This window comes from Inquilinus sp. CA228 (genome assembly GCF_052078665.1).
In the GTDB taxonomy this organism is placed as follows: domain Bacteria; phylum Pseudomonadota; class Alphaproteobacteria; order DSM-16000; family Inquilinaceae; genus Inquilinus.
This window is the reverse complement of the sequence record NZ_JBQJIK010000021.1, coordinates 1-24,494: the sequence shown is the minus strand read 5'-3', so window position 1 is coordinate 24,494 and position 24,494 is coordinate 1. Positions and strand designations below refer to the sequence as shown.

Genomic DNA, 24,494 nt, shown 5'->3' with positions numbered 1-24,494 from the left:
GTTACTGCAAGTAGCCCCAGCGTTCCACGGCCGGCTCGGCCGAGGCCCATTTCCAGGTCTGGCCCTGGCGGCAGATGCTGCCGACAGTGATCCCCCGCGTCGCCTTGGCGCCCTCGCCCTCCTCGACCGTGACCAGGATCTCCTTGCAGCTGGCCAGCGGCGTGTCGATCAGGCGGGTGACCTGGACCGCGCCATTCTCGTCGGCATAGCCGAAGGGCAGGTCGTGCTCGACCCGCCACAACCGGGTCTCGCCCTCCCGCATTCCGCCGGCGACACCGGCGATCACGTCCTGCTCGTCCTTGTGCAAATCGCGCATCACCGACTTCACCCCGGCGGCGACCGCGGCGCGGGTCCCCATGCCGACGCTGTAGCCGACCACCGGGTTGGCGGTGATGGCGCCGACCGTGCTGCCGGTGGCGATGCCGCTGACATCCGCCACCATGCTGCAGCCGGCCAGCGGCAGCATCAGCCCGGGCAGCAGGCGCAGGGGCCAGCAGAGACGGCGCCGCCGCCCCGTCACTGCAGCGATCCCCACCGCTCCGTGGCCGGCTCGGCCGAGGCCCATTTCCAGCTCTCGTCGTTCTGGCAGATGATTGCGACGTAGAAGGCGCGGTCCTTCTCGCCCTCGACCGAGAACACGATCTCCTTGCAGGCCAGAGGCGGCGCACCGATCAGCCGGCTGACCGTGACCTGGCCCTGCTCGTCCGCCTCGATCGGCACGTCGTGCGCGATGTCCCAGCGCGCCACCTGGCCGACCGCGAGCGGGCCGGCGGCCGCGGCGATCCGGTCCTGCTCGGCCTGATGCACCTTGCGCTCGCCATATTGCAGCCCGGCGCTGGCGATGGAGCGGACGCCCAGGCCGATGCCGGTCGCCACCAGGGCGTTGTCGGTGACCGCCGTGGCCGCCGCCGCGCCGCCGACACCGGCAAGATCCGCCGTGCCCTCATGCAGCAGAGAGCTGCAGCCGCCGAGCCCCAGCGCTGAAACCAGAAGGAGAATTGCAATGGAGGCTTTGCACGTTCCGGCAGGCATCGCACCGTCTTGCGCCACGGTCTTCGGACCGTCGAGCCGAATTGCGAATCACCGTAACATCAACTTGTTACAAATGTCGATGAAGGTGGGATCTTAATTGATCTCAGCCTTGGAGCATTGTGCACCGCGGGCCCGGCTGGCGGCGCCGCGGCGTCGTGCTATCGTGCCGCCGGCGCCGGACATCGGAGGAACGCTTTGGGTCGTGTGATTGCGGCGGCCGCCTATGCCGAGGGGCGGCGGGTTGCCGATATAGACTTGTCGGAGGGCCGGATCTGGTCGGAGAAGCCCGGCCATTTCGTCTGGATCGGCATCCGCAAGCCGAAGGAACCCGAGCTGCGCGACCTGGCGCAGCAGTTCGGGTTGCATCCGCTGGCGATCGAGGACGCGCTGAACGCGCATCAGCGGCCGAAGCTGGAGACCTATGGCGACGCCCTGTTCGTGGTGCTGCGCACCGCGCATCGGGAGATGGAGCAGACCGAATTCGGTGAGACCCATGTCTTCGTCGGCCCCGGCTACGTCATCTCGGTGCGGCATGGCCCATCCTCCTCCTACGCCACCGTGCGGGAGCGGGCGGAGGCCAACCCCGCGCTGCTGAAGCACGGCGAGGATTTCGTGCTGTATTCGATCCTCGACTTCGTGGTCGACAACTACAGCCCGGTGGTGGAGGCGATCGAGGTCGAGGTGACGGCGCTGGAGCAGCGGGTGCTGAAGGCGCCGCTGACCGCCGCCGACATCGAGCGCATCCACGCGCTGCGCCGCGAGCTGCTGGTGATCCGCCGCACCGTCACTCCCACCGCCGAGGTGTGCAAGCAGCTCGAGCACACCGAGGTGGGGTGCATCGACGAGGCGATGCACCCCTATTTCCGCGACGTCGCCGACCATGTGAAGCGGGTCAGCGACCATATCGACGCGCTGCGCGAGATCGTCACCCACACCTTCGAGGCCGGGCTGCTGCTGGAGGCCTCACGGCAGAACCAGGTGCAGCGCAAATTCGCCGGCTGGGCCGCGATCCTGGCGGTGCCGACCGCGATCGCCGGCATCTACGGCATGAACTTCGACAACATGCCGGAGCTGCGCCTGCCCTACGGCTATTTCCTCGTGCTGGGCGTGATCGCCGGCCTGTGCGGCTTCCTGTACTGGCGGTTCAAGCGCTGGGGCTGGCTGTAGACGCCGGCCTGCGCGCTATCCCGGGATCGGCCCGCAGTATTTGAACTCCCGGTAATTGATGTAGATCGATCCACTCCTGGCGGTATAGCGAGCCTCCCACTCCTCCTCGTCCCCGCGACGGGGGCAGTCAATACGGGTCCGCTTGCCTCTCATGATCCGGCACGTTTCCGAAGCGTCGACGATCAGGCGATCCGGATGGCGGCTGTCATATTCGACCTTCTGGATCTTGGCGGGGCGGGCGGACCAGGACTTGATCAGGCTGGGATCAATGGCGGTCGGCCCGGTGCGGCAGAGCGCCTCCGGCCGTGCGTAGAAGCCGTCCTTGAGCTCAGGCTGTGCCCCGATCGTGAGCCCAAGGACCATCAGGCCGCCGGCCAGCAGAAATCCCGGCCGCTCCGCTATCCACAAGAGGGCCGCGCGCCCCTTCCGTCGAGGTCGGGTCATCGTGGAGAGGGGCCCGGTCATGACATCCGTGCCAGCCAGTCGGCCGCGAGGATCCGGTCGGCCCGCGTCTCGCCATGCCCGGCCGGCAGCAGGCAGGCGGTGACGGCGGCGCCGGCCTCGGTCAGCTGCCGGGCCAGCAACGGCGCGTCCTCCGGGTCGCGGCGGTCGTCGCGCTCGCCGGCCAGGATCAGCACCGGCAGCCCGTCGAGGCGGGGAAAATCCCGCTCCGGCCAGGGCGGCTTCGGCCGCATCAGGATGGCGCCGGCGGCGAGGCCCGGCCGCAGCGCCAGCAGCGCCGCCGCCATGATCGCGCCGTTGGAGTAGCCGGCCAGCACCGGCGGCCGCGCCAGGCCGTGCCGCATCACCGACGCCGTGACGAAGCCGCGGAGATAGCCGGCCCGAAGGGCGAGATCCTCGGTGTCGAGCGTGCGGTCGGGGTGACGGCGGAAGAAGGCCCAGCCATCGCCGACCGGCACCTGGCCGCGCGGCGCGATCCAGGTCGCGTCGGGCGCGACCGCGGCGGCGAAGCCGGCCATGGCCCGCTCGTCCAGGCCGCTGCCATGCAGCAGCAGGAGCGGCGGCGCCTCCGCGCGCCACGACGGAACAGGTGCTGGAACGGTGCCATCCCGGGCCCTCCCGTCCTCCGCCTCGTGTCCCCGACGGGTCTCTGGGGCGAGCGATTCTTCCGGTCAGGGTATGCTGTCCGGTGCGGCCTCCGCCACCCCGGCGAAGGCCCGATGCTGGTCCTCGGCCCAGCCGGGTGGGAATTTCGCGAACAGGATCGGCGGGGCCGAGACCCGCCGGCCGGCCGCGATCCGGTGCAGCGCCGCCGCACCGGACTCCGGCCAGGCCGGCACCGCCTCCGGCGTCCCCAGCGCCTGCAGCACCCGGCCGGCCGCCTCCGGGACGATGGCCCAGGCTGCGACCGCCGCGACCCGGACCAGGGCGATGCCGGTGCGCAGCACCACCGCGGCCCGGCCGGGATCGGTGCGGATCGCAGTCCACGGCGCCTGCTCCGCCAGATAGGCGTTGGCCAGGCGCCAGATCGCCCGCACCTCCGCCGTCGCGCGGCGCAGCGCCAGGGCCCGGTGGTGGGCGCTGAGATCGGCCAGGTGCCGGTCCAGCGCCCCGGCCAATCGGTGCTCCGGCTCCCCCGCCTCGCCGCCCTCCGGAACGGCGCCGCCGTATCGTGCCGCGGTGAAGCTCAGCACCCGGTGGACCAGGTTGCCGAAGCTGTCGGCGAGGTCATGGTTCACCTCGGCGGCGAAGCGGGCGAAGCCGAAATCCGTGTCGCCACCCTCCGGCGCGTTGGCGGCCAGCCACCAGCGCCAGGCATCAGCCGGGGCAAGGTCGAGCGCCCGGTCGAGGAACACGCCGCGGCCCTCGCTGGTCGAGAACTTGCCGCCCTCATAGGTCAGCCAGTTGACGCCCTTGATGACGTCGACCGTCTTCCAGGGCTCGCCGGAGCCGAGCAGCGTGCAGGGGAAGCCGATGGCGTGGAACGGCACGTTGTCCTTGCCCAGGAACTGCAGGTATTCGACGTCGCGCGCGTCCCACCACCAGGCCCGCCAGTCGCGCCGGACGGGATCGGCATCGGCCCAGCCCTGGGTGGCGGCGATATAGGCGATCGGCGCGTCGAACCAGACATAGAACACCTTGCCGTCCCAGCCCGGCTTCGGCACCGGCACACCCCAGGCCAGGTCGCGGGTGATGCAGCGGTCGCGCAGCCCCTCGTCCAGCCAGCCGCGGGCGATCGACGACACCAATGGCGGCCAGCCGCGACGGCTGTCGAGCCAGCGCTCCAGTTCGCCGGCCAGGGCGGATTGGCGCAGGAACAGGTGGCGGGTCGGCCGCCGCTCCAGATCCGTGGCGCCGGACAGGGCCGAACGCGGCGCGATCAGCTCGGTCGGGTCGAGCGTCCGGGTGCAGGATTCGCACTGGTCGCCGCGGGCGCGGCCGTGGCCGCAATGCGGGCAGGTGCCGACGACGTAGCGGTCGGGCAGGAAGCGGCCATCGGCCGGGGACCAGACCTGGTCCAGCACCCGCTCGGCGATCAGGCCGCGCGCCTCCAGCCGGCGGAAGAAGTGCTGGGTCAGGGCGTGGTTGCGCGGGTCGGAGGAGCGGTCGAAATGGTCGAAGGACAGGGCGAAGCGGCGGTAGATCGCCGCCTGCGCCGCATGCTGGCGGTCGCAATAGGCGGCGACGTCCAGCCCGGCCTCGGCGGCGGCCAGCTCGGCCGGGGTGCCGTGCTCGTCGGTGGCGCAGAGGAACAGCACCTCGTCGCCGGTCTGGCGGCGGAAGCGGGCGTGGATGTCGGCCGGCAGCAGCGACCCGGCGAGGTTACCGAGATGCTTGACGCCGTTGATGTAGGGCAGCGCGCTGGTGATCAGAACCTTGGCCATCGGGGCCTCCTGGTGGCGTGGGAGCGCCGGACCGCGGGCGTGAAAAACCCTCCGCGGGAGACCGGGAGGGTATGGGTCCGACACCGACGCACGCTCAGGCGCGCGTCACCCCTTCCGGCAGCTCTCCTGCGGGACGGGCCGGCGCATTCGTGCGGCGCGGCGGAAGGGGGTCATGGGCGGCATCCGATGGTTGACACTCCGATGATCCGGCGTCCCGCGGCCCGATGCAAGGCCCGATGCTGTTCCCCGCTTGCCAGCGCCCCGGGACTGCGGTTCAACACGGCATGGCCGATCCCATCGACACGGATGACCCCGCGGCGCCGGACGCCGAATGCCCGCGCTGCCTGAAGCCGGTGGCGCTGTGCGTCTGCGACACGGTGGTGCCGATCGAGAACCGGATCGGCCTGCTGATCCTGCAGCACCCGCAGGAGCAGGCGAAGGAGCTGGGCACCGCCCGGCTGACCGCCCTGCACCTGACCGACGCCGTGTTCAAGATCGGCCTGTCCTGGCCCAGCCTGGCCGCGGCGCTGGGCCGGCCGGCCGACCCGAAGCGCTGGGCTATCCTGTATCTCGGCTCGATGCGGCCGGAGGATTTCCCGCCGGGGCGCGAGCTGGTGGTGCTGGACAAGAAGGGCACCGCCCTGCCCGAGCAGGACTCGACGCTCGACGAGATCGAGGGCGTAGTGGTGCTGGACGGCACCTGGAGCCAGGCCAAGACGCTGTGGTGGCGCAACGCCTGGATGCTGAAAGGCCGGCGCATCGCGCTGAAGCCGCAGCGCCCGTCGCTGTACGGCAAGCTGCGGCGCGAGCCGCGGCGCGAGGCGCTGTCGACGCTCGAATCCGCCGCCTTCCTGCTGAGCCGGCTGGAGGGGCGGCCGGAGATCGAGACGGCGCTGCTGGCCAGCTTCGCCCGGATGCTCGACCGCTACCGCGCCACCCAGCCGGCGCGGCCCCCTCGAGCGGACGGCCCGCGGCCCGATCGGCGCCGGCCGCAGCAGCGCCGCGGCCGCTCCCGCTAGCAGGCTGCTGAAGAAGTCGGTAGCGGCTTGGTTATGGGCATGATTCACTCGGCAGATATTGGTGTCGAGGGAAGACCATGCGGGATCTGACGAGCGCTCGGGGTCGCTGTTTTCCCACGTGGACCTCCAAACGTCAGCAAGGCTCCCCGCCGAAGCGGGGAGCCCCTGTCGCCCCCGATCCTAGGCCGGGCCGCCCCGGCTCAGGGTGAAGGCCTCGAAGTCGGCGCTGTCGAGATACTGCAGCCGGCTCCAGCCGTCGGTCGCCATCGCCGTGACGTATTCGGCCGAGGCGAAGGCGGCGACGTTGCAGCCGCCGGGCAGGCAGCCGGCCGGCAGGTTGGCGTCCATCAGCCCCTGCGCGTTCTGCACCGTGCTGTGATTGCCGGCCAGCCCGACCGGCCCGGAGGCCGAGAACACCACCTCGTCGACCCGTTTGGTGACGACGCTGTAGCTGGCGAAGCCGTTCTTGTGCTTCGCCCGCCACGGCAGCGTGACCATGTCGCCCGGCGCGAAGCCGAGCACGCCGCAGCACGGGTCGGCCGAGGCCATGCCGATGGTCGGGGCGTCGATCTCGGCATAGGTCGGGTTGTTGTCGACATGCACGGTCACGACCATGGCGTTGCCGTCGACCAGACCCAGCGGCGCCGCGTCGACCGTGGTGATCGTGCCGGCCAAGTTGTCGACATCCGGCACGAAGTAGCGGATGCCGAGTGCTGTGATGTCGACCGGGGCGCCGGCGGTGTCGAACAGCTCGAGCCGGATCTCGAACTTGCCGGACTGGTCGGGCCCGACCTCCGCGCCATTCGCGTTGTAGGCGATGCCCGGCGCCGGCAGCGTGGTGTTGAAGACGCCGTTCTGGTAGTCGACCGGCGCGATCACCGGCCCCCAGACGCCCTGGGGCGGCAGCGATGGCGGGATCTCGTAGAGATGGGCGCCCGGCGCCTCCGGCGGCGACAGCGGCCCCAGCTTGTACAGCGCGCTGACCGGCTGCCCGCCCACATCGTAGGTGTAGTGGCGGAAGACGCCGGATGTCGGATCGCCATTCGTATCGTCGAGCATCTGGAACCAGTCGGGCGTGCCGGCGCGGCGCCAGAACAGGCGGTAGTACTTCACCCCCAGCGTCTCGCGCAGGCTGTTGTCGAACAAGAGCTGCGGCCTGAGCGTGCCGCCGAACGGCGCGCCGGTCTTGGTCAGGCCGCGATTGGCCGGGGTGGTGCCGCCCTGCAGCGCGTCCGAATTGCCGAAGATCGCGTTCATCGAGGTCTGGCCGATCGCGGTGAACAGCACCCAGTTGTCGCCGGCCACCACCGGCTCGCAGGGCGGGTAGGTGCGCGCCAGCGGATGATGGGTGATCAGCGTGACCTCGCTGCCGCAGGCGTAGTTCCACCGCGTGTAGCAGGGCACCGGCGTCGGCCCGTAGATGACGATGTCCCACCACAGGAAGCGCTGCTTGACCTTGAAGTACAGGTCCGGCGTGTCGTGGTTGTGGCAGCCCTGGAAGAACAGGGTGCGGAAGTGGCCGCAATCATCGGTGTGCGCCGTGGCCACCAACTGCTTGGTGAAGAAGCCGGGGAACAGGATGCAGAAGATCGGCCGCAGCAGCAGCTCATGGTCCAACAGCGCGCGCTGGAAGTCGAGGTCGCTGGCCGCCCGCGCGGCGAAGCGCAGGGCGCTGGCCTGGTCCAGCCCGGCCAGGGCGGTGGCCGCCTCGGCATGGCTGTGGGCCATCTGCGGCGCGACCTCCGGGCTCAGCCGGCGCAGCACGGCGGCGCCCTGGAACGGCGCCGGGTCCGGGCCGGGGCCGGGCGGGAACGGCCCGGGGAACGGGCCCGGCAGCGGGTCCGGGATCGGGTCGGGCAGCGGCACCGGGTGCAGGATGATGTCGCGCAGCCGGTCGAACACCAGCTTCGGCAGCTTCGGCAGGATGATCGGGAAGCGGTCGACCTCATAGACCTCGACCGTGGCGTTGCAGACCGGCAGGTCGATGCCCTGCCCGCCCAGCGTGGTGCGCTTCAGCACCGTGCCGCGGACCACGCACAAGCCGCGCAGCCAGCACAGGATGCTGTCGAGGCGAACCGGGATGTCGATCGCCAGGCGTTCGGCGCCGCGGTCGACCCGCAGATGGCGCTCGACCGCGCCGCGGCGCATCAGCTCGACGACCGAACGGTCCTGGTCCTCGAGCCGCGGGCCGACCAGCAGCCGGAGGTTGGTACCCTCGGCGCCGATCGGCACGCGCAGGCCGACCTCGCCCTTCGCGTCCAGCGGCTTCACATCCATCAGCTTGCCGCCCTGGGAAAAGGCGTAGACGGCGAGCGACGCCTTGCGGGCGCGGTCGTCGTCCGGCAGGGCCACGCGGACGGTGACGCCCTGATCCTTGGTTTCGGGTCTCTCGGGTTTCTTTGCCATGAAGGCCTCCTGGGTGCGGAGGGCCGGCCTCCGCGAATGGGGGAGGCAGGTGCGGGATACGTCCGGCTGCGCGCAGGACCGGCGCCGCCCCGCCGCCGGCGGCGGGACCGTCCGGCCCGCAAATATGCCTCGCATTGCCCAGGAGCTCTCGCGGCGATGAAGCTCTCACCGCCGCCCGTCTTCTTCTGACGATCAGTCGATCGGCGCAGTCGGAGAGCGAAAACGCCCCTGCCGACTAAGAAGCGAATATCATATCAAATTATGCAGACTTGCTATCAAAGCTCCCCGAGTTCTGGGAGCCTTTCTGTTCTACTCCTCAATTGCGGCTTTGTTGTGCCGGGCCGGTCACGGAATGATCCGGCGCCGGCGCAGATCGTGGAAGATGGCGAGGAACATGGCCTCGGTGTCGACCGTGTCATGGAAGCCGAAGCGGTGCGATTTCGAGGTGTCGCCGAACATGTCGTAGTCGAGGCCGAAGATGAAGTCGGCGAAGCGCCAGGACGACACGTCGCGGTATGGGGTCGGCGCCAGGCCGTGCTTCGCGATCATCGACCGCCACAGCGGCTCCTTGTCCGCCATCATGATGTCGAGCGGCATCGGCAGCGGCGGCGCGACCTCGAGATCGAAGAACCGGGCCAGGCGCGGCCACAGATCGGTCCAGCGGAACAGGTCGCCATTGGCGATGTTGAAGGCCTGGCCGGCGGCGCGCGGGTCGGTCGCGGCCCAGACTGTGGCCCGGGCCAAGAGGCCGGCATCGGTCATCTGCAGCAGCTTGCCATAGGCGCCTGGCTTGCCCGGGAACCGGAACGGCACGCCCAGCTCCTTGGCCATCGAAGCATAGACGGCGATGGCGACGGCCAGGTTCATCGGGTTGCCCAGCGCGGTGCCGCCGACCACCGCCGGGCGGATCGCCGACCAGCCCCAGCCCCGGGTCTCGGCGCGCGCCCGCAGCCAGGCCAGCTGGTCGATCATGAATTCCGGCGGCATCGGGCCGGGGTCGTCCTCCCGCGCCGGGGTCTTGAAGGGGCCGAGATGGCCGCCATAGACCTTGTAGCCCTGCATCAGGCTGACATGGCGCAGCCCGGGCGCCTCGGCCGCCTCCACCGCGTTGACCAACATGGCCAGGTTCGGCGCCACCAGCTCGGCCCAGCTCGGCCGGTCCTGGAAGGCGGCGTAGAAGATGTGGGTGACCTCGCTCAAGGCCCCGAGCTTGTCGCGCGCATCGGCGGGGTCGAGCAGGTCGACCGCGACGTGCCGGACCCGGCCCGCGGCCTCGCCGCCGCGGCGCGACAGGCCGATCACCTGCCAGTCCTCCAGCGTCGCCAGATGCTCCACCAGGTTGCGGCCGATCACCCCCTGGGCCCCGACCACCAGCGCCGTCTTCCGGTCCATCGCTCTGTCTCCATGCCGATCGCCTGCAGGCTCCGGCCCCAGAGATCATTCATTCGGATAGGATTGAGTAGACGGCTGGATCGACTATCATCCATAAGCGAAGCTTTGAGATGATTACCGCATGGACCGCTTCACCGCCATGGCCACCTTCGTGCGGGTGGCGGAGCTCGGCAGCCTGTCGGCGGCAGCGCGGGCGCTCGGCCTGACCCAGCCGGCGGTGAGCCAGCAGGTGGCGGCGCTGGAGCGGCGGCTGGGCGTGCGCCTGCTGAACCGCAGCACCCGCCGCCTGGCCTTGACCGAGGCGGGCGAGCGCTATCACGCCCAGGCCCGCCGCATCCTGGAGGCGGTGGCCGAGGCCGAGGACGGGCTGGCCGAGGCCTCCGACACGCTGACCGGCAGCCTGCGCGTGCATGCGCCTGCGGGCCTGGGCCAGGCGCATCTGGCGCCGATCCTGGTCGGCTTCCAGCGGCGCCATCCGGAGCTGGTGGTCGAGCTGATCGTCGATGACCGCTATGCCGACCTGATCGGCGAGGGCGTCGACGTCGCCATCCGCCTCGGCACCCTGGCCTCGCCCGGCCTGGTGGCGCGCCGGCTGGCGACGCTGCGGCGGATCCTGGTCGCTTCGCCCGATTACGTCGCCGCCCATGGCGGCCCGGAGACGCCGGAGGAGTTGGCGCGCCACCCGCATGTCCGCTTCAGCTGGGCGGCGGCGGGCGAGGCGGTGCCGCTGATCGGCCCGGACGGGCCGCTGGAGGTGCGGGTGCGGTCGCGCTTCCTGGCCAACAACGCCTTCGTGCTGGTCGAGGCGATCCGCGCCGGCATCGGCATCGGCGGCGCCCAGCTGCCGCTGGTGCAGCCGCTGCTGGACCAGGGCGCGCTGGTGCGGGTGATGCCGGGCTATGCCTATGCGCCTCTGGAGGTGCATGCCGTGTACCCCTCCGGCCGCTTCGTGCCGCGCCGGGTCCGCGCCGTCGTCGACCACCTGGCCGCCGCGCTGCCGGCCATTCCGGGGTTGGACCAGGACTGAGCCGCTACATCGACCGGCCGTCGAACTGGTGCACCGGCACCGATGCGAGGTCGATGCCCTCGAGGCAGCGGATATTGATGTAGGCCGACCGCTCCGTCCCCGGCGCGGTGTCCTCGGCGAAGACGTGGATGCCGCAGTTCCGGCAGAAGCGGTGCTGGATGGCGTGGCGATTGAACAGGTAGGTGCCGAGATCCACGGGCGCCGCCTGCACGCGCAGGCCGAGATGCGGCACGGCCCAGAGCAGCGCACCCTTGCGGGCGCAGATCGAGCAGTTGCAGGCCACGGCGCCGTCCAGCTCGCCCTCGACCTCGAAGGCGACGCGGCCGCAATGGCAGCTTCCCTTGTAGAGCATGGTCCCCTCCCCTGATGTCCGTCCAGGAAGCTGGGCCGGCGACGCCTGCGGGCAATCCCCGAGACGCTGGGGTAACGGCCGACGCATGGCTGCTTTGCACCCCCTCCACCGGGCCGGCGTCGAATGTAGGATGAGTCATCCGTCATCTCCCGAGACCCCGTCCGCCGCACCGGCCTGCCCGAGGCCCGGAGGAACGCCGATGTCCACTGCCGTCGACCGGTCGAAGCGACCGTTCATCATTGCCTCGATCATGCTGGCGACCTTCATGGTCGCGATCGAGGCGACGATCGTCGCCACCGCCGTGCCCCGCATCGTCGGCGAGCTGGGCGGCTTCACCTATTACAGCTGGGTGTTCTCAGCCTTCCTGCTGGCGCAATCCACCACCACCGTCATCTACGGCAAGATGTCGGACGTGTTCGGCCGCAAGCCGGTCCTGGTCGGCGGCACGGCGCTGTTCCTGGTCGGGTCGGTGCTGTGCGGCTTCGCCTGGTCGATGGGGTCGCTGATCCTGTTCCGGCTGCTGCAGGGCCTGGGCGCCGGCGCGATCACGCCGGTGACGATGACGGTCATCGGCGACCTGTACAAGCTGGAGGAACGCGGCCGGGCGCAGGGCATGATGGCCAGCGTCTGGGCCACCTCCGCCGTCATCGGCCCGCTGGCCGGCGGCGTCATCGTCGACCACCTGTCCTGGGCCTGGATCTTCTGGCTCAACCTGCCCTTCGGCGTGCTGACCATCCTGGGCTTCCTGCTGTTCCTGCGGGAGTCGATCCAGCCGCGAAAAGTCCGGATCGACTACACCGGCGCCGCGCTGTTCTCGGTCGCCATCGTCTCGCTGCTGGTGATCCTGACCGAGACCGACACCGATGGCTGGACCCTGGGCGGGCTGGCGCTGCTGTTCCTGGTCGCGGGCCTGCTGTTCCTGTGGCAGGAGCGGCGGGCGCCGGAGCCGATCATCTCGCTCGAGCTGTGGGGCCGCCGGCTGATCGCCACCAGCAACATCGCCACCCTGCTGGCCGGCATGGCGCTGATCGGCCTGACCACCATCCTGCCGGTCTATGTCCAGGGCGTGCTGGGCCGGTCGCCGATCACCGCCGGCTTCACCCTGAGCATGCTGGTGTTCGGCTGGCCGCTGGCGGTGATGCTGTCGCAGCGGCTGTACCGAGCCTTCGGTGTCCGCCGCACCCTGCGGGTCGGCAGCCTGCTGTTCCCGGTCGGCGCCGCCTTCCTGCTGTTCCTGACGCCGCAGACCCACCCGGTCGTGGCCGGCGCCGGCGCCTTCATCATGGGCTTCGGCATGGGGCTGATCAGCCTGACCACCATCGCCGTGGTGCAGGACAGCGTCGAATGGTCGATGCGCGGCAGCGCCACCGCGTCGATCATCTTCGCCCGCAACCTGGGCAGCACCATCGGCGCCACCGCGCTGGGCGCCATCCTGAACATCGGCATCGCCCATTTCGGCAGCGGCGCGCTGGCGGCGAGCGTGCATGACGTGCTGAACCAGCCGGCGGGCCTGGCCGAGCTGGCCGCCAACCCCTCCGTCCGCGGCGTCTTCGACCAGGCGCTGCACTGGACCTTCCTGGGCGTGGTCGCGATGGCCGTGCTGACCTTCGTCACCATCTGGCTGATCCCGATCGCGCCGCGGCGGGCCGGCACCAAGCCGCAGGAGGTGGAGATCGAGGCGGCGGCGGAACCCGGCCCGGCCGCGGTCGGCCACTGAGTTTGACCGCAAGAACCGGGCCGACCGACCGGGAGGTGGGTGGTAGAATCCGGCCCATGAGCGAACATCTTTACACCCTGTTCGAGACCGCCATCGGACCCTGCGGCATTGCCTGGGGCCCGCGCGGCATCACCGGCGTGCAGCTGCCGGGGTCGAGCCCGGAGAAGACGCGGATGCGCCTGCTCCGCCGCTGCCCCGGCGCCGAGGAACAAGCGCCCCCGCCCGACATCGCCCGGGTGATCGAGCGCATCGGCGCCCTGCTGCGCGGCGAGCGCATCGACCTGTCCGATGTGCCGGTTGACCTCGGCCGCGTGCCGGAGTTCGAGCGCCAAGTCTATGCCATCGCCCGCGCCATCCCGCCGGGGTCGACCATGACCTATGGCGAGATCGCGAAGCGGCTGGGCGACCCGCTGCTGGCCCGCGACGTCGGCCAGGCGATGGGGCACAACCCGTTCCCGATCGTGGTGCCCTGCCACCGGGTGCTGGCGGCCGGCGGCAAGCCCGGCGGCTTCTCCGCCCCCGGCGGGGTCGACACCAAGCTGCGGATGCTGCGGATCGAAGGCGCCGCGGCCGCCGCCCAGGCCTCGCTGTTCGACGTCTGACCAGGCGCAGCCCGACCGGGCTTGCCCGGCGCGGCGGGGGCGCGCAGAGTCGGCGCATGCCCGCGGACCAGATCCTGCATTGCCCGTCGATGGCGGTCTATGACTACCGGTGCAGCGCCGGCCCCGGGGACCGCCCGTTCACCGAGCTGCACGCCGGCCATTCTGTCTCCTATGTCCGGCGCGGCAGCTTCGGCTGCCGGCAGTTGGGCCGGGCCGACGAGCTGGTGGCGGGGTCGGTGCTGGTCGGCCATCCGGGCGACGAGTTCACCTGCAGCCACGAGCATCACCATGGCGGCGACGAGTGCCTGTCCTTCGAGCTGGCCCCGGCCCTGGTCGACGCGATCGGCAACGACCGCGCCGCCTGGCGCGCCGGGGCGATGCCGCCGCTGCCCGGGCTGATGGTGCTGGGCGAGCTGGCCCAGGCCACGGCCGCGGGCCGCAGCGACCTGGGGCTGGACGAGGTCGGCATCGCCTTCGCCGCCCGCTTCGTCGCCCTGGTGACCGGGCGGGAGGCGCCCCGGGCCGTGCCGGCGGCACGCGACCGGCGCCGGGCAGTGGAGGCGGCGCTGTGGATCGACGCGAACGCCGACCAGCCGGTCGACCTGGACGGCGCAGCCCGCACCGTCGGCCTCAGCCCGTTCCACTTCCTGCGGATCTTCGCCCGCAGCCTGGGCGTCACCCCGCACCAGTACCTGGTCCGCGCCCGGCTGCGCCGCGCCGCCCGCCTGCTGGCGGAGGATGCGCGGCCGGTCACCGACATCGCCTATGATGTCGGCTTCGGCGACCTGTCGAACTTCGTGCGCAGCTTCCACCGCGCCGCCGGCGTCTCGCCCCAGCGCTTCCGCAAGGCGGCCCGGGGCGACCGCAAGATCCTCCAAGAAAAGCTGGCCCCGATCGCCGCAGCATGACCTCCGCTTCAACGGAGGTCCCACGATGTACGACCATGTCGGCCTGAAGGTCCGCGATCTCGACGCCAGCCTGCGCTTCTACGAGGCGGTGCTGGCGCCGCTCGGCCACGGGGTGTGCTCCCGCGGCGATGCCGATGCCGGCCTCGGCCCGGCCGGGGCGCCGGCGCTGTGGCTGTATCGCTCCGGCGCGGCAGGCGCGGGCACGCATGTCGCCTTCCGCGCGCCGGACCGGGCGGCGGTCGACCGCTTCCATGCCCGGGGCCTGGCCGCGGGCGGCCGCGACAACGGCGCGCCGGGGCTGCGCGCCGACTACAGCCCGACCTACTACGCAGCCTTCCTGACCGACCCGGACGGCAACAATGTCGAGGCGGTGTGGATGGGGTGAGGCTTCCAGCCGCTGTCTCCCCAAGCCGTCATCGCGAGGAGCGCAGCGACGTGGCGATCCAGCGGCTCGATTCCTGGATTGCCACGCCCCTGTGGGGCTCGCCATGACGGTTCGGGGATGCAGAGACCTGACTACGACGCGCCCAGCGTCTTCAGATAGGCGATGATGTCGGCGCGGTCCTGCGGATTGGGCACGGCGCCGGCCGTCATCTTGGTGCCCGGCACCGCCTTGTTCGGAGCGGCCAGGAACGTGTCCAGCGTGGTCTCGTCCCAGGGCTTGGCGTAGGCGGCCATGGCCTTGGAGTAGCTGTAGCCGGCCACCGTCCCGGCGGTGCGGCCGAACACGCCGGACAGGTGCGGGCCGAGCTTGTTCTGCTCGGTCACCGTGTGGCAGGCGCTGCAGCGCGGGAACAGGGTCTGGCCCCGCGCCGCATCGCCATCGGCCAGGGCCGGCGACACGGCACCGGCGGTCAGCAGGGCCGCGAGGGCCCATTGCGTCAGCTTCATCTTTCTTCCTCTTCCCTTCGGGAGCCCGGACTTTGTCCGGCATGGTGCCGGCGGGAGCCATGGCCCCCGCCGGAAATCAGCCTGTCACGAGGACGACTTCAGCAGATCCGTGTCGAACGGCAGGCTGCGCAGGCGCTTGCCGGTGGCGGCGAAGATCGCATTCGCCACCGCCGGGGATACGGCGGCGGTCGCGGTCTCGCCGATGCCGCCGGGGGCCTCGGCGCTCTTGATCAGATGGGTCTCGATCACCGGCACCTCGTCGATCCGCATCGGCAGGTAGGTGTCGAAATTGCCCTGCTCCACCCGCCCGTTCGCGAAGGTGATGTTGCCGTGCAGCGCCGCGGTCAGGCCGAAGATCGCGCCGCCCTGGATCTGCGCCTCGATCGTGTCCGGGTTCACCGCCAGGCCGCAATCCACGGCGCAGACGAGGCGGTGGACCTTGATCGACCCATCGCCGGCCACCTCGACCTCCGCCACCAGCGAGACATAGCTGCCGAAGGCGAACTGCACCATGGCGCCGCGGCCGTGGCCCTTCGGCATCGGCGTGCCCCAGCCGGCCTTCTCCGCCGCCAGAGTCAGCGCCGCCAGCGCCCGCGGATTGCGGCCGAGCAGCGCCTTGCGGTACTCGACCGGGTCCTGCTTGGCCGCCGCCGCCAGCTCGTCGATGAAGCTCTCGACCACGAACACGTTGTGGGTCGGCCCGACACCGCGCCACCAGGAGGTCGGCACGCCCTGTGGCTCGACCCGGACATATTCGACGCGGATCGCCGGGAACGCGTAGGGCGGCTCGGCCGCGGCGTCGACTGCGTCCGGGTCGATGCCGTTCTGGAAGCCCGGCGGGAAGTAGCGCGCCATGATCGAGGAGCCGGCGATGCGATGGGTCCAGGCCACCGGCTTGCCCTCGGCGTCCAGCCCGGCCGCGAACCGGTCGTAGTAATACGGCCGGTACATGTCGTGCTGGGTGTCCTCCTCGCGGCTGTAGACCACCTTCACCGGCCCGTCGACCTGCTGCGCCACCTTGACCGCATGGGCGACGCCGTCGACCTCGAGCCGCCGGCCGAAGCCGCCGCCCAGCAGGTGGTTGTGGACCTGCACCTTCTCCTTCGGCAGGCCGGTGATCTCGGCGGCGATGCCCTGGGCCATGGTCGGCACCTGGGTGCCGACCCAGATCTCGCAGCTGTCCTTCCGCACATGCACCGTGCAGTTCATCGGCTCCATGGTCGCATGGGCCAGGAACGGCACCTGGTAGACCGCCTCCAGCCGCTGCGCCGCGCCGGCCAGCGCCTTGTCGGCGTCGCCCTCGTTGCGGGCCACGGCGCCGGGCTTCTTCGATTCCTCCTCCAGCGCGCGGACGATGTCGGCGCTGCTGACGGTGGCGTTCGGGCCGTCGTCCCACTGCACCGCAGCCGCCTCCAGCCCCTTCTTGGCGGCGCCCATATGGTCGGCGACCACGGCCACGGCCGCGTCGGTCTTCACCACCTGGCGCACGCCCTTGACCGCCATCGCCGCGGCCTCGTCCACGGTCTTCGGCTTGCCGCCGGTGACCGGCGAGATCGCGATCGCCGCCACCTTCATGCCCGGCAGCTTCACGTCGATGCCGAACTCGGCCTTGCCGTTCACCTTGTCCGGCGAGTCGATGCGCTTGGCCGGGGTGCCCAGCAGGGTGAAGTCCTTCGGGTCTTTCAGCGCCACGTCCTTCGGATCGGGCACCGGCAATGTCGCGGCGACATCGACCAGCTCGCCATAGCGGAGGCTGCGCTGGCCGTCGGTGACCGCACCGCGCTGCGCCTTGAGGGTCGCCGGGTCGACATTCCACTGCTTGGCGGCGGCGGCGATCAACAGCGTGCGGGCGACCACGCCGGCCTGGCGCAGCGGCGTCCAGAAGGCGCGGATCGAGGTCGAGCCGCCGGTCGCCTGGCTGCCGAGCAGCGCGTTGCCGTAGAGCGCGTCGTCCGGCGGCGAGTGTTCGAGCCGGACCTGGTCGAGCCCGACCTCAAGCTCCTCCGCCAGCAGCATGGCCTCGGCGGTGTAGATGCCCTGCCCCATCTCGGCCGACGGCATCACCAGCGTCACCAGCCCCTGCGGGTCGATGCGGATGAAGGCGTTCGGCGCGAAGCCGGGCGCCGCCAGCGCGGGCCGCAGGCCCGGCGGCAGGGCGACGGTGAGGGCCAGGCCGCCGCCGATGGCGACGCCGACCTTGAGGAACCCGCGGCGGTCGAGGGTGTGCGAACCATCAGGCATGATCGATCCCTCCCTCAGGCCGCGGCTTTGTGGATCGCGGCGCGGATCCGCTGATAGGTGCCGCATCGGCAGACATTGCCGGACATCGCGGCGTCGATGTCGTCATCGGTCGGCTTCGGCGTCTCGACCAGGAGGGCGGCGGCCGACATGATCTGGCCGGACTGGCAGTAGCCGCACTGCACCACCTCCAGCTCCAGCCACGCCTGCTGCAGGGCCTGGCCCTGCGGCGTGCCGCCGATCGCCTCGATCGTGGTCACGGCGCTGTCGCCGACGCTGTCGACCGGGGTCTGGCACGAGCGGACGGCCTGGCCGTCGACATGCACGGTGCAGGCGCCGCACAGGGCCACGCCGCAGCCGAATTTGGTGCCGGTCATGCCGAGCACGTCGCGCAACACCCACAACAGCGGGGTGTCGCCGTCGACATCGACGTCGTGGGGGGTGCCGTTGATCTTCAACGTGAAAGCCATGGCTGCCTCTCGGGTGGCTGGGGCTGACGCCGCCGGCCGACCACGCCGGTCGGCTGGCGTTTCATCGATACGATCTGCGAGTGTTGCGAAGCTCGGCTGCGCGATCGGCCGGCCAATGGCCCGGCACCGCGCCCGACTCCTGATTCCTGGCCAGCTTAGAACGAAACGGGACGGAAACGCAGCGAAACATCGCGCCCTTCGACCATTGAAGTAGCCGCCCTCCCGCACATCTCATCAGCATGAGCCCGCTGATCCGCCTGGCGCTCGCCGCCGGCCTTCTCGTCGCGGCCGCCCCCGCCGCCACGGCGCCCACCATGGCGCAATGCATCGTCAATCCCGGCCAGATCGGCAGCCCCTGCGCCGGTGGCATCGGGTCGCCGCCGATCATCCGCAGCCAGCGCCCGGCCCCTCTGGAGATCATGCCGCCCGGGCAGACCCGCGCGCCGCGGCTGGCGCCGTTCCGGGCGCAGCCGGTGCCGGCGCCGCGCCAGGCGGAGAGCCTGAGCCGCAAGGCGCCGAGCAACCCGCTGCTGCCGCTGCCCTCGGCCGGCACGGCCTATCGCTGCGTCACCATGGTCGGCAGCTGCCCGATCCCGGGCGGCTCCATCCCGAGCACCGCCTGCACCTGCGAGGGCGGCACCACCGGCACCGCCCGGTGACCTGAGGCATGCGCGTGGCGCTGGTGCTGAACGGGGCCGCCGGCGCCCTGCTGGGCCGGACGCCCGAGGCCATCGCGGCGCCGCTGGACCGGATCCTGGCCGAGGCCGGCGCCGAGGGGCGCGCGACGGTGGCCGAGGGTGCCGAACTGTGCCGGGCGCTGGACGCCGCCATCGCCTCCGACGCCGAGGCGATCCTGGTCGGCGGCGGCGACGGCACCATCATCGCCGCGGCCGAGCGCCTGTTGCCGGAGAGCCGCGCCGGCGCCGGCCGGCCGCTCGGCATCCTGCCGCTCGGCACCGCCAACCTGCTGGCCCGCGACCTCGGCATCCCGCTGTCGCCCGAGGCGGCGCTGCCGGTGCTGCTGGCCGGCGCCACCCGGCGAATCGATGTCGCCCTGGTCAACGACCGGATCTTCCTGAACAGCTCGCTGCCCGGCATCGCCCCACGCATGGTGCAGCAGCGCGAGCGGATGCGGCACGACCCCGGGCCGCTGAAATGGCTGCGCCTGGTCCGCTTCTTCCTCCGCGGCTTCGACCGCGGGCCGCGGCTGCATGCCGTGCTGCAGGTGGAGGGCCGGCCGGTGCGGCTGGTCACCCGCACCCTCGCCGTCACCAACAACCCGCTGGCCGAGGGCTTCGCCGCGATCCACACCCGCACCGCGCTGGACGGCGGCACGCTCGGCGTCTACGCCGCGCGGATCGACCGCCGGCTCGACCTGTGGCGCCTGATCGCCCGCCTCATCGCCGGCACCTGGCAGCACGACCCGGCCGCGGCGGCGCTGGCGGCGCGCCGGATCAACGTGATCTCGCGCCGGCCGCGGCTATGGGTCGCCAATGACGGCGAGAACCACCTCTTGGCGACGCCGCTGCGCTATCGCATCCTGCCCCGGGCGCTGACCGTGCTGGTGCCGCGCGCCGTTTCCGACACGCCCGACACGCCGGAGTGATGAAGAGCGTCGCCCACATCTCCGACCTGCATTTCGGCCGCACCGAGCCGGCCCTGGTCGAGGCCCTGCTGGCCGAGCTGAAGGCGCTCGCCCCCTCGGTCATCGCCGTCTCCGGCGACCTGACCCAGGACGCCCGCAGCGGCGAATTCGCGGCCGCGCGGGATTTTTTGGACCGGCTGCCGGCGCCCTACATCGTGGTGCCGGGCAACCACGACATCCCGCGGCACAACCTGCTGTCGCGCTTCACCAAGCCGTTCTCGCGCTATCGCCGCTACATCACCCCGGACACCGCGCCGCTGCTGGTCCAGGACGGGATCGTGCTGATCGGCGTCAACACCGCGCGGCGGCTGGTGGCGCATTGGAACTGGTCGCACGGCTCGATCAGCCTGGAGCAGATCGAGCGGGTGCGGGAGACGCTGCGGGCCCTGCCGCGCGGCATGCTGAAAATCGTGGTGGCGCACCACCCCTTCCTGCCGCCGCCCGACGCGCCGGAGACCAAGCTGATCGGGCGGGCCGAGACGGCGCTGCGCTTCTTCGCCACCGCCGGGGTCGACCTGATCCTGACCGGGCACCTGCACCGGGGCTTCTACGGCGAGGTCACCACCCATCACGGAAGGGTGCGGCGGCCGATCCTGGTGGCCCAGGCCGCGACCGCGACCTCGAGCCGGCGGCGCAACGAGCCGAACGCCTACAACCGCATCCTGCTGGACGGCGACCGGCTGACGCTGGAGCCGCGGCGCTGGGACGGCACCGGCTTCGTGCCGATGCCGGTGCACAGCTTCGAGAAGGTGAAGGGCCGCTGGGCGGCGGTGGCGGCGGAGGGGTGAGCGCGCTCAGACGATGGCGGGCGCCGCGACGGCGGGGCGGCTCAGCAGCCCGGCGACCAGCGTCAGGGCCCGGCGGAGCGCCACCCGGTCCGGCACCCCGCCGAGCGACAGGCGGACCGCCTCCGGCGCCGCGCCGGTAACGTCGAAGGCGTCGCTCGCGACCACCAGCAGCCCGGCTTCGCGGGCGGCGGCGACAAAGCCGGTGCGATCGAGACCGGCCGGCAAGGTGAGCCAGAGATGGTTGCCGTCCGGATGCGCGGCGATCGCCGCATCCCTCAGGATCTCACGCGCGAGATCCTGGCGCGCCCGGTTCTCCGCCCGGATCGCCGCCGTCAGCGTGCCGAGCGTGCCGTCGTGGATCCAGTGCGTCGCCAGCGCGGCCGTCAGGGGCGACGCCATCAGGCTGACGGCGCGCAGCCCGGCGGCCAGCCGCAGCGCTGAATGCGGGTCCGGCGCCGCGACATAGGCGATGCGCAGCGCCGGCGTGGCGCATTTCGACAGGGTGGCGAGGTGCCAGGTGATCTCCGGCGCCAGCACCGCCAGCGGCGCCGAGTCCTCCACCAGCGCGCCATAGGCGTCGTCCTCGACCAGCACCACGCCGTGCCGCCGGGCCGTGGCCACGATCGCCTGGCGCCGCCCCAGCGGCAGGGTGGCGGTGGTCGGGTTGCCGATCGTCGGCACCAGGTACAGCGCCTTCGGCGGGGCGGTCCGGCACAGATCCTCGAACGCCGCCGGATCGAGCCCTTCGGCATCCTGCGCCAGCCCGACCAGGCGCAGGCCGCGCTGAGCGGCGATCGTCTTCATGCCGGGATAGGTCAGCGCCGCGCAGGCCAGGCTGTCGCCGGGGCGGAGCAGCAGGTCGACCAGGGCGAACAGGGCGCTCTGCACCCCGGCGGCGACGATCACGCGGTCCGGCGACGGCTCGCCCAGACGTTGCTTCAGCCACCGGGCGGCGGCCTCGCGATCCCGCGGCACGCCGCCGGCCGGCTGATAGGTGAGGTGGGCGACGCCGCCCGTCGCCAGCAGCTCGGCGATCCCCTTCGCGATCCGGTCCCCCAGCCCGGCGGGCTGCGGCGGCACGTTCATGCTGAGGTCGAAGCCGGCCGATCCGCCGGCGACGGCCACCGCGGCGCGGACGAAGCTGCCGCTGCCCGGACGCCCCTCGACCAGACCCATACGCTTCAGCTCGGTGTATGCGCGCGTCACGGTGGTCAGGTCGACCCCACGCTCCAGCGCCAGTTGCCGCTGCGGCGGCAGGCGGGTGCCGGCCGGCATGTCGCCGGACCGGATCAGATCGGCGAAGCCGGCGGCGATGGCCAGGTATTTCGGTGTCGTGTCGGTGATGCGACGGTCCATCGCATGACCATACGCTTGACCAAAGTGTATGGCAATACTACGCTACAATCCATACAATCGACCGCAGCCACCCTGCGGCCTGCCACAGGGGATCACCATGGCCGAGCCCAAATATCCGACGCTGAAGCCCTTCGCGGTCGGCATCCGGGCGCGCTGCCCGCGCTGCGGCAAGGGCCATCTGTTCCGCGGCTTCCTGACCCTGGCGCCGCGCTGCGACGTCTGCGGCCTGGATTACGGCTTCGCCGACCCGGCCGACGGCCCGGCCTTCTTCGTCATCTCGATCGTCAGCTTCCCGGTGATCGCCTTCGCCGCCTGGCTGGAGCTGACCTATGAGCCGCCGATGTGGGTGCATCTCCTGACCTCGGTGCCGCTGCTGATCGGCGGCTGCCTGGCGCTGCTGCGGCCGCTGAAGGGCTGGCTGGTCGCCGCCCAGTACATCAACGACGCCCGCGAGGCCCGGCTGGCCCGCAGGGACGAGGACTGACCTGCCGTCCGCGGCGGCAGACCGCGCGGCTTGGCCGCCGGTGTTCGTGCATGCCAGGCTGTCTCCTGACTGAGGGCGGAAGCGCCGCTTGGCCGGAGGAGACGCGACGTGTTTTCGATGAACTCGTTCGAGGGAATGCGGGTGCTGTCGCTGGTGCGGGACGGCGACTACGCCCATGCCGGCGAGGAGGAGGCCATCGAGCTCGCCATGCGGCCGTTCGAGAAGCAGGCCGACCGGATCATCGTCGACGCCGGATGCGGACGGGGCGGGACGGCGCACTACCTGCAGGCGAGGGGCTGGGGGAAGGTGGTCGGCTTCGACATCGAGCCCGCCTCGATCGCCGCCGCCCGGAAGACTTATCCCGGCGTGGAATTCCATGTCTGCGATGTCGGCGATTGCGACCGGACCGTCGGCGTCAAGGCCGACATCCTGTGCATGTTCAACGCCTATTACTGCTTTCCGGACCAGGTCCGGGCGCTCCGGACCCTGAGACGGATGTCGACGAGCCGCACCCGGATGGTGATGTTCGACCACGTCAATCGCGGCACCTACGACCCGCTTGCCTTGATGGATGCGGGAAGACCGTTTCTTCCGAGCCCTCCGCTGCTGTCCCGGATTCCCGATGTGCTGGACTCCGCCGGATGGCGGGTCACTGACGTGGAGGAGGCGCACGACTCCTACGTCAGGTGGTACTCCGCCCTGGTGTCGAAGATCGAGGCGAAGCGATCCGAAATCCTCGCCTTGGCGGGCGCGGCGGGCTACGACCATGTGCTGTCGCTCTATCGCGGGCTGTTGCAGGCCGCGCTTCAGGACAGTTTGGGCGCAGCCTTCATCCGCGCGGTGCCCAAAGGGTAGGATCCGGGCACCGCCGCCCGCCCCTCATCCGCCCATGAAGCCCGCCGCGACGCGGGCGCCGCCGATGCCGCCGCCGATCACGATGGTGAGCACGACGCGGATCAGCGTGTCGACCTGATGCCGGACGATCGCCTTCTTGCGCGACCGGTCGCCCTCGATCTTCTCGACCAGGTCCACGAACATCCTGGACAGGTTCTCCTTGAACGCCGGCTGGCTGTGCCGGCCCTGCACGAACAGGCGGATCTCCTCCTCCATCCTGGTCTTGACGTAGGGCAGCAGGTTGGCCAGATGGCCGCTCTTCTCGCCGTGGTAGCGCAGCTGGGTCAGGTCGCCGTCGTGGTCGCGCGAGGTCAGCAGCCTGGCGACCTCGGCGAAGGCGGCGTCGGTCCTCGCCTTCAGGTCCTTGGCCCGCTGCTCGAACGACCCCCAGTCGCTGGTGATGCCGCTATAGGCGATCACGGTCTTGGCCTGCGCCGCCAGCCCGTCCGCGGCGGGGCCGGTCGGCTTGATCGGGATCTCGCCATACAGCTGGTTGGCGTTCGGCGACCAGTCGAAATCCGCCCAGTACCGTCCCTTCGGCCCCATCACCTCGATGATGTAGGTGGTGGTGCTGGGCCCCGCATCGCCGACCAGGCCGAGATCGGTGACCTGCCGGATCTTGGCGTGCTTCCATTCGTCGACGGCGACCGCCTTGGCGGGATCGAAGCGCGTCTCGACCGGCTCATAATGCTTCGGGATCGCCGGCAGCACCGGCGCCGCCGTGCCCGAACCGGCGTCCGGGTCGGCCATGGAGAACACGGCCGGGGGGCGGATTCCGGCGGCCGGCGGCACGGCGGCGGCGGCGACGGCCGGACCCATGGCCGCCGCCGCAGCGGGGCTCGGCGTGGCCCGGTCCAGCGCCGTGGTCGCGGCCGCAGCGGCCAGAAGCTGCCGATCCCGGGCGACCACGTTGGCGGGCACGCCATCGATCACGACCTGGACGATGGCGGCCTGGACCGCTTTGACGCTCGTGTCGTCGAGCGCGCCGCCGACGGCATCGTGATGGCCCGCCATCAGGCGCCCCGCGACCTCGGCAGCGTCCTCATCCGCCCCGGCCAGAGCGGCGAGATGGGCGGCGCCCGCGGCGCGCTCCGCCCGGACCGCGTCGTCGGCGCTACGCATCGTCGCCGCGGCGGCCTTGGCCGCAGCGACCGCGGCGTGCTGCTGGCCCGGGGCCGCGGCGTTGGCCGCCTCCAGCGCCCTGGCCGCGGCGGCGATGCCCGGCCTGGCATCGCCGGACACCGCCGCCAGCTCCCGATC

At 71.3% G+C, this 24,494-nt stretch carries 25 protein-coding genes; 12 read left to right on the top strand and 13 right to left on the bottom strand.

All coding sequences use genetic code 11. The features are described from left to right. Position 1 precedes the first annotated feature (1 nt). Positions 2-520 (bottom strand): hypothetical protein, encoded by a 519-nt coding sequence (locus ACTOWL_RS12455; RefSeq protein WP_441321547.1) that lies wholly within the window; start codon positions 518-520, stop codon positions 2-4. After that, complete coding sequence (locus tag ACTOWL_RS12450; protein ID WP_441321546.1) at positions 517-1,032, bottom strand: hypothetical protein; 516 nt, start codon at positions 1,030-1,032, stop codon at positions 517-519. Before ACTOWL_RS12450 ends, ACTOWL_RS12455 begins: the two co-directional genes overlap by 4 nt. 204 nt (positions 1,033-1,236) lie before the next feature. Here ACTOWL_RS12450 and corA point away from each other — a divergent pair, with 204 nt between their 5' ends. Then, the gene (gene corA / locus ACTOWL_RS12445) at positions 1,237-2,199 is read left to right on the top strand and encodes a magnesium/cobalt transporter CorA (RefSeq protein ID WP_441321620.1); all 963 of its coding nucleotides are present in this window, start codon (positions 1,237-1,239) and stop codon (positions 2,197-2,199) included. Positions 2,200-2,214: 15 nt separating this feature from the next. Here corA and ACTOWL_RS12440 read toward each other — a convergent pair whose 3' ends face one another. The 3 genes from ACTOWL_RS12440 to metG form a co-directional block, all read right to left on the bottom strand. Continuing rightward, positions 2,215-2,664, bottom strand: coding sequence for a hypothetical protein (locus ACTOWL_RS12440; RefSeq protein ID WP_441321545.1), 450 nt, complete (start codon positions 2,662-2,664; stop codon positions 2,215-2,217). Then, entirely contained in the window at positions 2,661-3,179 is a 519-nt protein-coding gene (locus tag ACTOWL_RS12435; protein ID WP_441321544.1) for an alpha/beta hydrolase, read from the bottom strand. Before ACTOWL_RS12435 ends, ACTOWL_RS12440 begins: the two co-directional genes overlap by 4 nt. Positions 3,180-3,332: 153 nt before the next feature. Next, a complete protein-coding gene (metG, locus tag ACTOWL_RS12430) occupies positions 3,333-5,045 on the bottom strand; it encodes a methionine--tRNA ligase (RefSeq protein WP_441321543.1) in 1,713 nt (570 codons plus the stop codon). Positions 5,046-5,329: 284 nt separating this feature from the next. Between metG and ACTOWL_RS12425 the strand changes: the two genes are divergently transcribed. Further along, positions 5,330-6,064, top strand: coding sequence for a tRNA-uridine aminocarboxypropyltransferase (locus ACTOWL_RS12425; RefSeq protein ID WP_441321542.1), 735 nt, complete (start codon positions 5,330-5,332; stop codon positions 6,062-6,064). Positions 6,065-6,244: 180 nt separating this feature from the next. Here ACTOWL_RS12425 and ACTOWL_RS12420 read toward each other — a convergent pair whose 3' ends face one another. Then, the gene (locus tag ACTOWL_RS12420; protein WP_441321541.1) at positions 6,245-8,470 is read right to left on the bottom strand and encodes a hypothetical protein; all 2,226 of its coding nucleotides are present in this window, start codon (positions 8,468-8,470) and stop codon (positions 6,245-6,247) included. 345 nt (positions 8,471-8,815) lie between these two features. Further along, entirely contained in the window at positions 8,816-9,862 is a 1,047-nt protein-coding gene (locus ACTOWL_RS12415) for an SDR family oxidoreductase (protein WP_441321540.1), read from the bottom strand. Positions 9,863-9,983: 121 nt separating this feature from the next. Between ACTOWL_RS12415 and ACTOWL_RS12410 the strand changes: the two genes are divergently transcribed. Continuing rightward, positions 9,984-10,889 carry a LysR family transcriptional regulator gene (locus ACTOWL_RS12410; protein ID WP_441321539.1) on the top strand — a complete coding sequence of 302 codons (906 nt, stop codon included), beginning with the start codon at positions 9,984-9,986 and terminating at the stop codon, positions 10,887-10,889. A 4-nt stretch (positions 10,890-10,893) separates the two neighbouring features. Here ACTOWL_RS12410 and ACTOWL_RS12405 read toward each other — a convergent pair whose 3' ends face one another. Beyond that, positions 10,894-11,241: a GFA family protein gene (locus tag ACTOWL_RS12405; RefSeq protein ID WP_441321538.1), complete on the bottom strand. Its 348-nt coding sequence runs from the start codon at positions 11,239-11,241 to the stop codon at positions 10,894-10,896. Between the two features lie 199 nt (positions 11,242-11,440). Between ACTOWL_RS12405 and ACTOWL_RS12400 the strand changes: the two genes are divergently transcribed. From ACTOWL_RS12400 to ACTOWL_RS12385, 4 genes are read left to right on the top strand one after another with little or no spacing between them, the layout of a single operon-like run. Continuing rightward, positions 11,441-12,958, top strand: a complete 1,518-nt coding sequence (locus tag ACTOWL_RS12400; protein WP_441321537.1) for an MDR family MFS transporter — start codon at positions 11,441-11,443, stop codon at positions 12,956-12,958. 56 nt (positions 12,959-13,014) lie between these two features. Beyond that, complete coding sequence (locus tag ACTOWL_RS12395; RefSeq protein WP_441321536.1) at positions 13,015-13,560, top strand: methylated-DNA--[protein]-cysteine S-methyltransferase; 546 nt, start codon at positions 13,015-13,017, stop codon at positions 13,558-13,560. A gap of 56 nt (positions 13,561-13,616) precedes the next feature. After that, on the top strand, positions 13,617-14,468 hold the full coding sequence (locus ACTOWL_RS12390) for a helix-turn-helix domain-containing protein (protein ID WP_441321535.1): 852 nt from the start codon (positions 13,617-13,619) through the stop codon (positions 14,466-14,468). 25 nt (positions 14,469-14,493) lie between these two features. Further along, the gene (locus ACTOWL_RS12385) at positions 14,494-14,853 is read left to right on the top strand and encodes a VOC family protein (protein ID WP_441321534.1); all 360 of its coding nucleotides are present in this window, start codon (positions 14,494-14,496) and stop codon (positions 14,851-14,853) included. 131 nt (positions 14,854-14,984) lie between these two features. On the opposite strand, the gene ACTOWL_RS12380 is transcribed toward ACTOWL_RS12385, so the two are convergent. The 3 genes from ACTOWL_RS12380 to ACTOWL_RS12370 form a co-directional block, all read right to left on the bottom strand. Continuing rightward, entirely contained in the window at positions 14,985-15,359 is a 375-nt protein-coding gene (locus tag ACTOWL_RS12380; protein ID WP_441321533.1) for a c-type cytochrome, read from the bottom strand. An 84-nt stretch (positions 15,360-15,443) separates the two neighbouring features. Then, positions 15,444-17,600 carry a molybdopterin cofactor-binding domain-containing protein gene (locus ACTOWL_RS12375; RefSeq protein WP_441321532.1) on the bottom strand — a complete coding sequence of 719 codons (2,157 nt, stop codon included), beginning with the start codon at positions 17,598-17,600 and terminating at the stop codon, positions 15,444-15,446. A 14-nt stretch (positions 17,601-17,614) separates the two neighbouring features. Then, positions 17,615-18,067, bottom strand: coding sequence for a (2Fe-2S)-binding protein (locus ACTOWL_RS12370; RefSeq protein ID WP_441321531.1), 453 nt, complete (start codon positions 18,065-18,067; stop codon positions 17,615-17,617). 239 nt (positions 18,068-18,306) lie between these two features. On the opposite strand from ACTOWL_RS12370, the gene ACTOWL_RS12365 reads away from it, so the two are divergent. The 3 genes from ACTOWL_RS12365 to ACTOWL_RS12355 are packed head-to-tail and all read left to right on the top strand — an operon-like array spanning position 18,307 to position 20,500. Beyond that, a complete protein-coding gene (locus tag ACTOWL_RS12365; RefSeq protein WP_441321530.1) occupies positions 18,307-18,726 on the top strand; it encodes a hypothetical protein in 420 nt (139 codons plus the stop codon). Positions 18,727-18,734: 8 nt separating this feature from the next. After that, positions 18,735-19,673, top strand: a complete 939-nt coding sequence (locus ACTOWL_RS12360; protein ID WP_441321529.1) for a diacylglycerol/lipid kinase family protein — start codon at positions 18,735-18,737, stop codon at positions 19,671-19,673. Continuing rightward, positions 19,673-20,500, top strand: a complete 828-nt coding sequence (locus ACTOWL_RS12355) for a metallophosphoesterase family protein (RefSeq protein ID WP_441321528.1) — start codon at positions 19,673-19,675, stop codon at positions 20,498-20,500. Before ACTOWL_RS12360 ends, ACTOWL_RS12355 begins: the two co-directional genes overlap by 1 nt. A 6-nt stretch (positions 20,501-20,506) precedes the next feature. Here the strand turns inward: ACTOWL_RS12355 and ACTOWL_RS12350 are convergent, their stop codons facing one another. After that, the gene (locus ACTOWL_RS12350; RefSeq protein WP_441321527.1) at positions 20,507-21,856 is read right to left on the bottom strand and encodes an aminotransferase-like domain-containing protein; all 1,350 of its coding nucleotides are present in this window, start codon (positions 21,854-21,856) and stop codon (positions 20,507-20,509) included. 97 nt (positions 21,857-21,953) lie between these two features. Here ACTOWL_RS12350 and ACTOWL_RS12345 point away from each other — a divergent pair, with 97 nt between their 5' ends. Beyond that, on the top strand, positions 21,954-22,340 hold the full coding sequence (locus tag ACTOWL_RS12345; RefSeq protein WP_441321526.1) for a DUF983 domain-containing protein: 387 nt from the start codon (positions 21,954-21,956) through the stop codon (positions 22,338-22,340). 117 nt (positions 22,341-22,457) lie between these two features. Further along, complete coding sequence (locus tag ACTOWL_RS12340) at positions 22,458-23,195, top strand: class I SAM-dependent methyltransferase (protein WP_441321619.1); 738 nt, start codon at positions 22,458-22,460, stop codon at positions 23,193-23,195. A gap of 24 nt (positions 23,196-23,219) precedes the next feature. Here ACTOWL_RS12340 and ACTOWL_RS12335 read toward each other — a convergent pair. Beyond that, a partial coding sequence (locus ACTOWL_RS12335) for a hypothetical protein (RefSeq protein ID WP_441321525.1) occupies positions 23,220-24,494 on the bottom strand: 1,275 nt, incomplete at its 5' end.

Excerpts from the sequence above, each read along its gene's own strand:
- ACTOWL_RS12450 (WP_441321546.1), bottom strand. The coding sequence starts at position 1,032 with ATGCCTGCCGGAACGTGCAAAGCCTCCATTGCAATTCTCCTTCTGGTT.
- ACTOWL_RS12440 (WP_441321545.1), bottom strand. The coding sequence starts at position 2,664 with ATGACCGGGCCCCTCTCCACGATGACCCGACCTCGACGGAAGGGGCGC.
- ACTOWL_RS12435 (WP_441321544.1), bottom strand. The coding sequence starts at position 3,179 with ATGGCCGGCTTCGCCGCCGCGGTCGCGCCCGACGCGACCTGGATCGCG.
- metG (WP_441321543.1), bottom strand. The coding sequence starts at position 5,045 with ATGGCCAAGGTTCTGATCACCAGCGCGCTGCCCTACATCAACGGCGTC.
- ACTOWL_RS12425 (WP_441321542.1), top strand. The coding sequence starts at position 5,330 with ATGGCCGATCCCATCGACACGGATGACCCCGCGGCGCCGGACGCCGAA.
- ACTOWL_RS12420 (WP_441321541.1), bottom strand. The coding sequence starts at position 8,470 with ATGGCAAAGAAACCCGAGAGACCCGAAACCAAGGATCAGGGCGTCACC.
- ACTOWL_RS12415 (WP_441321540.1), bottom strand. The coding sequence starts at position 9,862 with ATGGACCGGAAGACGGCGCTGGTGGTCGGGGCCCAGGGGGTGATCGGC.
- ACTOWL_RS12410 (WP_441321539.1), top strand. The coding sequence starts at position 9,984 with ATGGACCGCTTCACCGCCATGGCCACCTTCGTGCGGGTGGCGGAGCTC.
- ACTOWL_RS12405 (WP_441321538.1), bottom strand. The coding sequence starts at position 11,241 with ATGCTCTACAAGGGAAGCTGCCATTGCGGCCGCGTCGCCTTCGAGGTC.
- ACTOWL_RS12400 (WP_441321537.1), top strand. The coding sequence starts at position 11,441 with ATGTCCACTGCCGTCGACCGGTCGAAGCGACCGTTCATCATTGCCTCG.
- ACTOWL_RS12395 (WP_441321536.1), top strand. The coding sequence starts at position 13,015 with ATGAGCGAACATCTTTACACCCTGTTCGAGACCGCCATCGGACCCTGC.
- ACTOWL_RS12390 (WP_441321535.1), top strand. The coding sequence starts at position 13,617 with ATGCCCGCGGACCAGATCCTGCATTGCCCGTCGATGGCGGTCTATGAC.
- ACTOWL_RS12385 (WP_441321534.1), top strand. The coding sequence starts at position 14,494 with ATGTACGACCATGTCGGCCTGAAGGTCCGCGATCTCGACGCCAGCCTG.
- ACTOWL_RS12380 (WP_441321533.1), bottom strand. The coding sequence starts at position 15,359 with ATGAAGCTGACGCAATGGGCCCTCGCGGCCCTGCTGACCGCCGGTGCC.
- ACTOWL_RS12375 (WP_441321532.1), bottom strand. The coding sequence starts at position 17,600 with ATGCCTGATGGTTCGCACACCCTCGACCGCCGCGGGTTCCTCAAGGTC.
- ACTOWL_RS12370 (WP_441321531.1), bottom strand. The coding sequence starts at position 18,067 with ATGGCTTTCACGTTGAAGATCAACGGCACCCCCCACGACGTCGATGTC.
- ACTOWL_RS12365 (WP_441321530.1), top strand. The coding sequence starts at position 18,307 with ATGAGCCCGCTGATCCGCCTGGCGCTCGCCGCCGGCCTTCTCGTCGCG.
- ACTOWL_RS12360 (WP_441321529.1), top strand. The coding sequence starts at position 18,735 with ATGCGCGTGGCGCTGGTGCTGAACGGGGCCGCCGGCGCCCTGCTGGGC.
- ACTOWL_RS12355 (WP_441321528.1), top strand. The coding sequence starts at position 19,673 with ATGAAGAGCGTCGCCCACATCTCCGACCTGCATTTCGGCCGCACCGAG.
- ACTOWL_RS12350 (WP_441321527.1), bottom strand. The coding sequence starts at position 21,856 with ATGGACCGTCGCATCACCGACACGACACCGAAATACCTGGCCATCGCC.
- ACTOWL_RS12345 (WP_441321526.1), top strand. The coding sequence starts at position 21,954 with ATGGCCGAGCCCAAATATCCGACGCTGAAGCCCTTCGCGGTCGGCATC.
- ACTOWL_RS12340 (WP_441321619.1), top strand. The coding sequence starts at position 22,458 with ATGAACTCGTTCGAGGGAATGCGGGTGCTGTCGCTGGTGCGGGACGGC.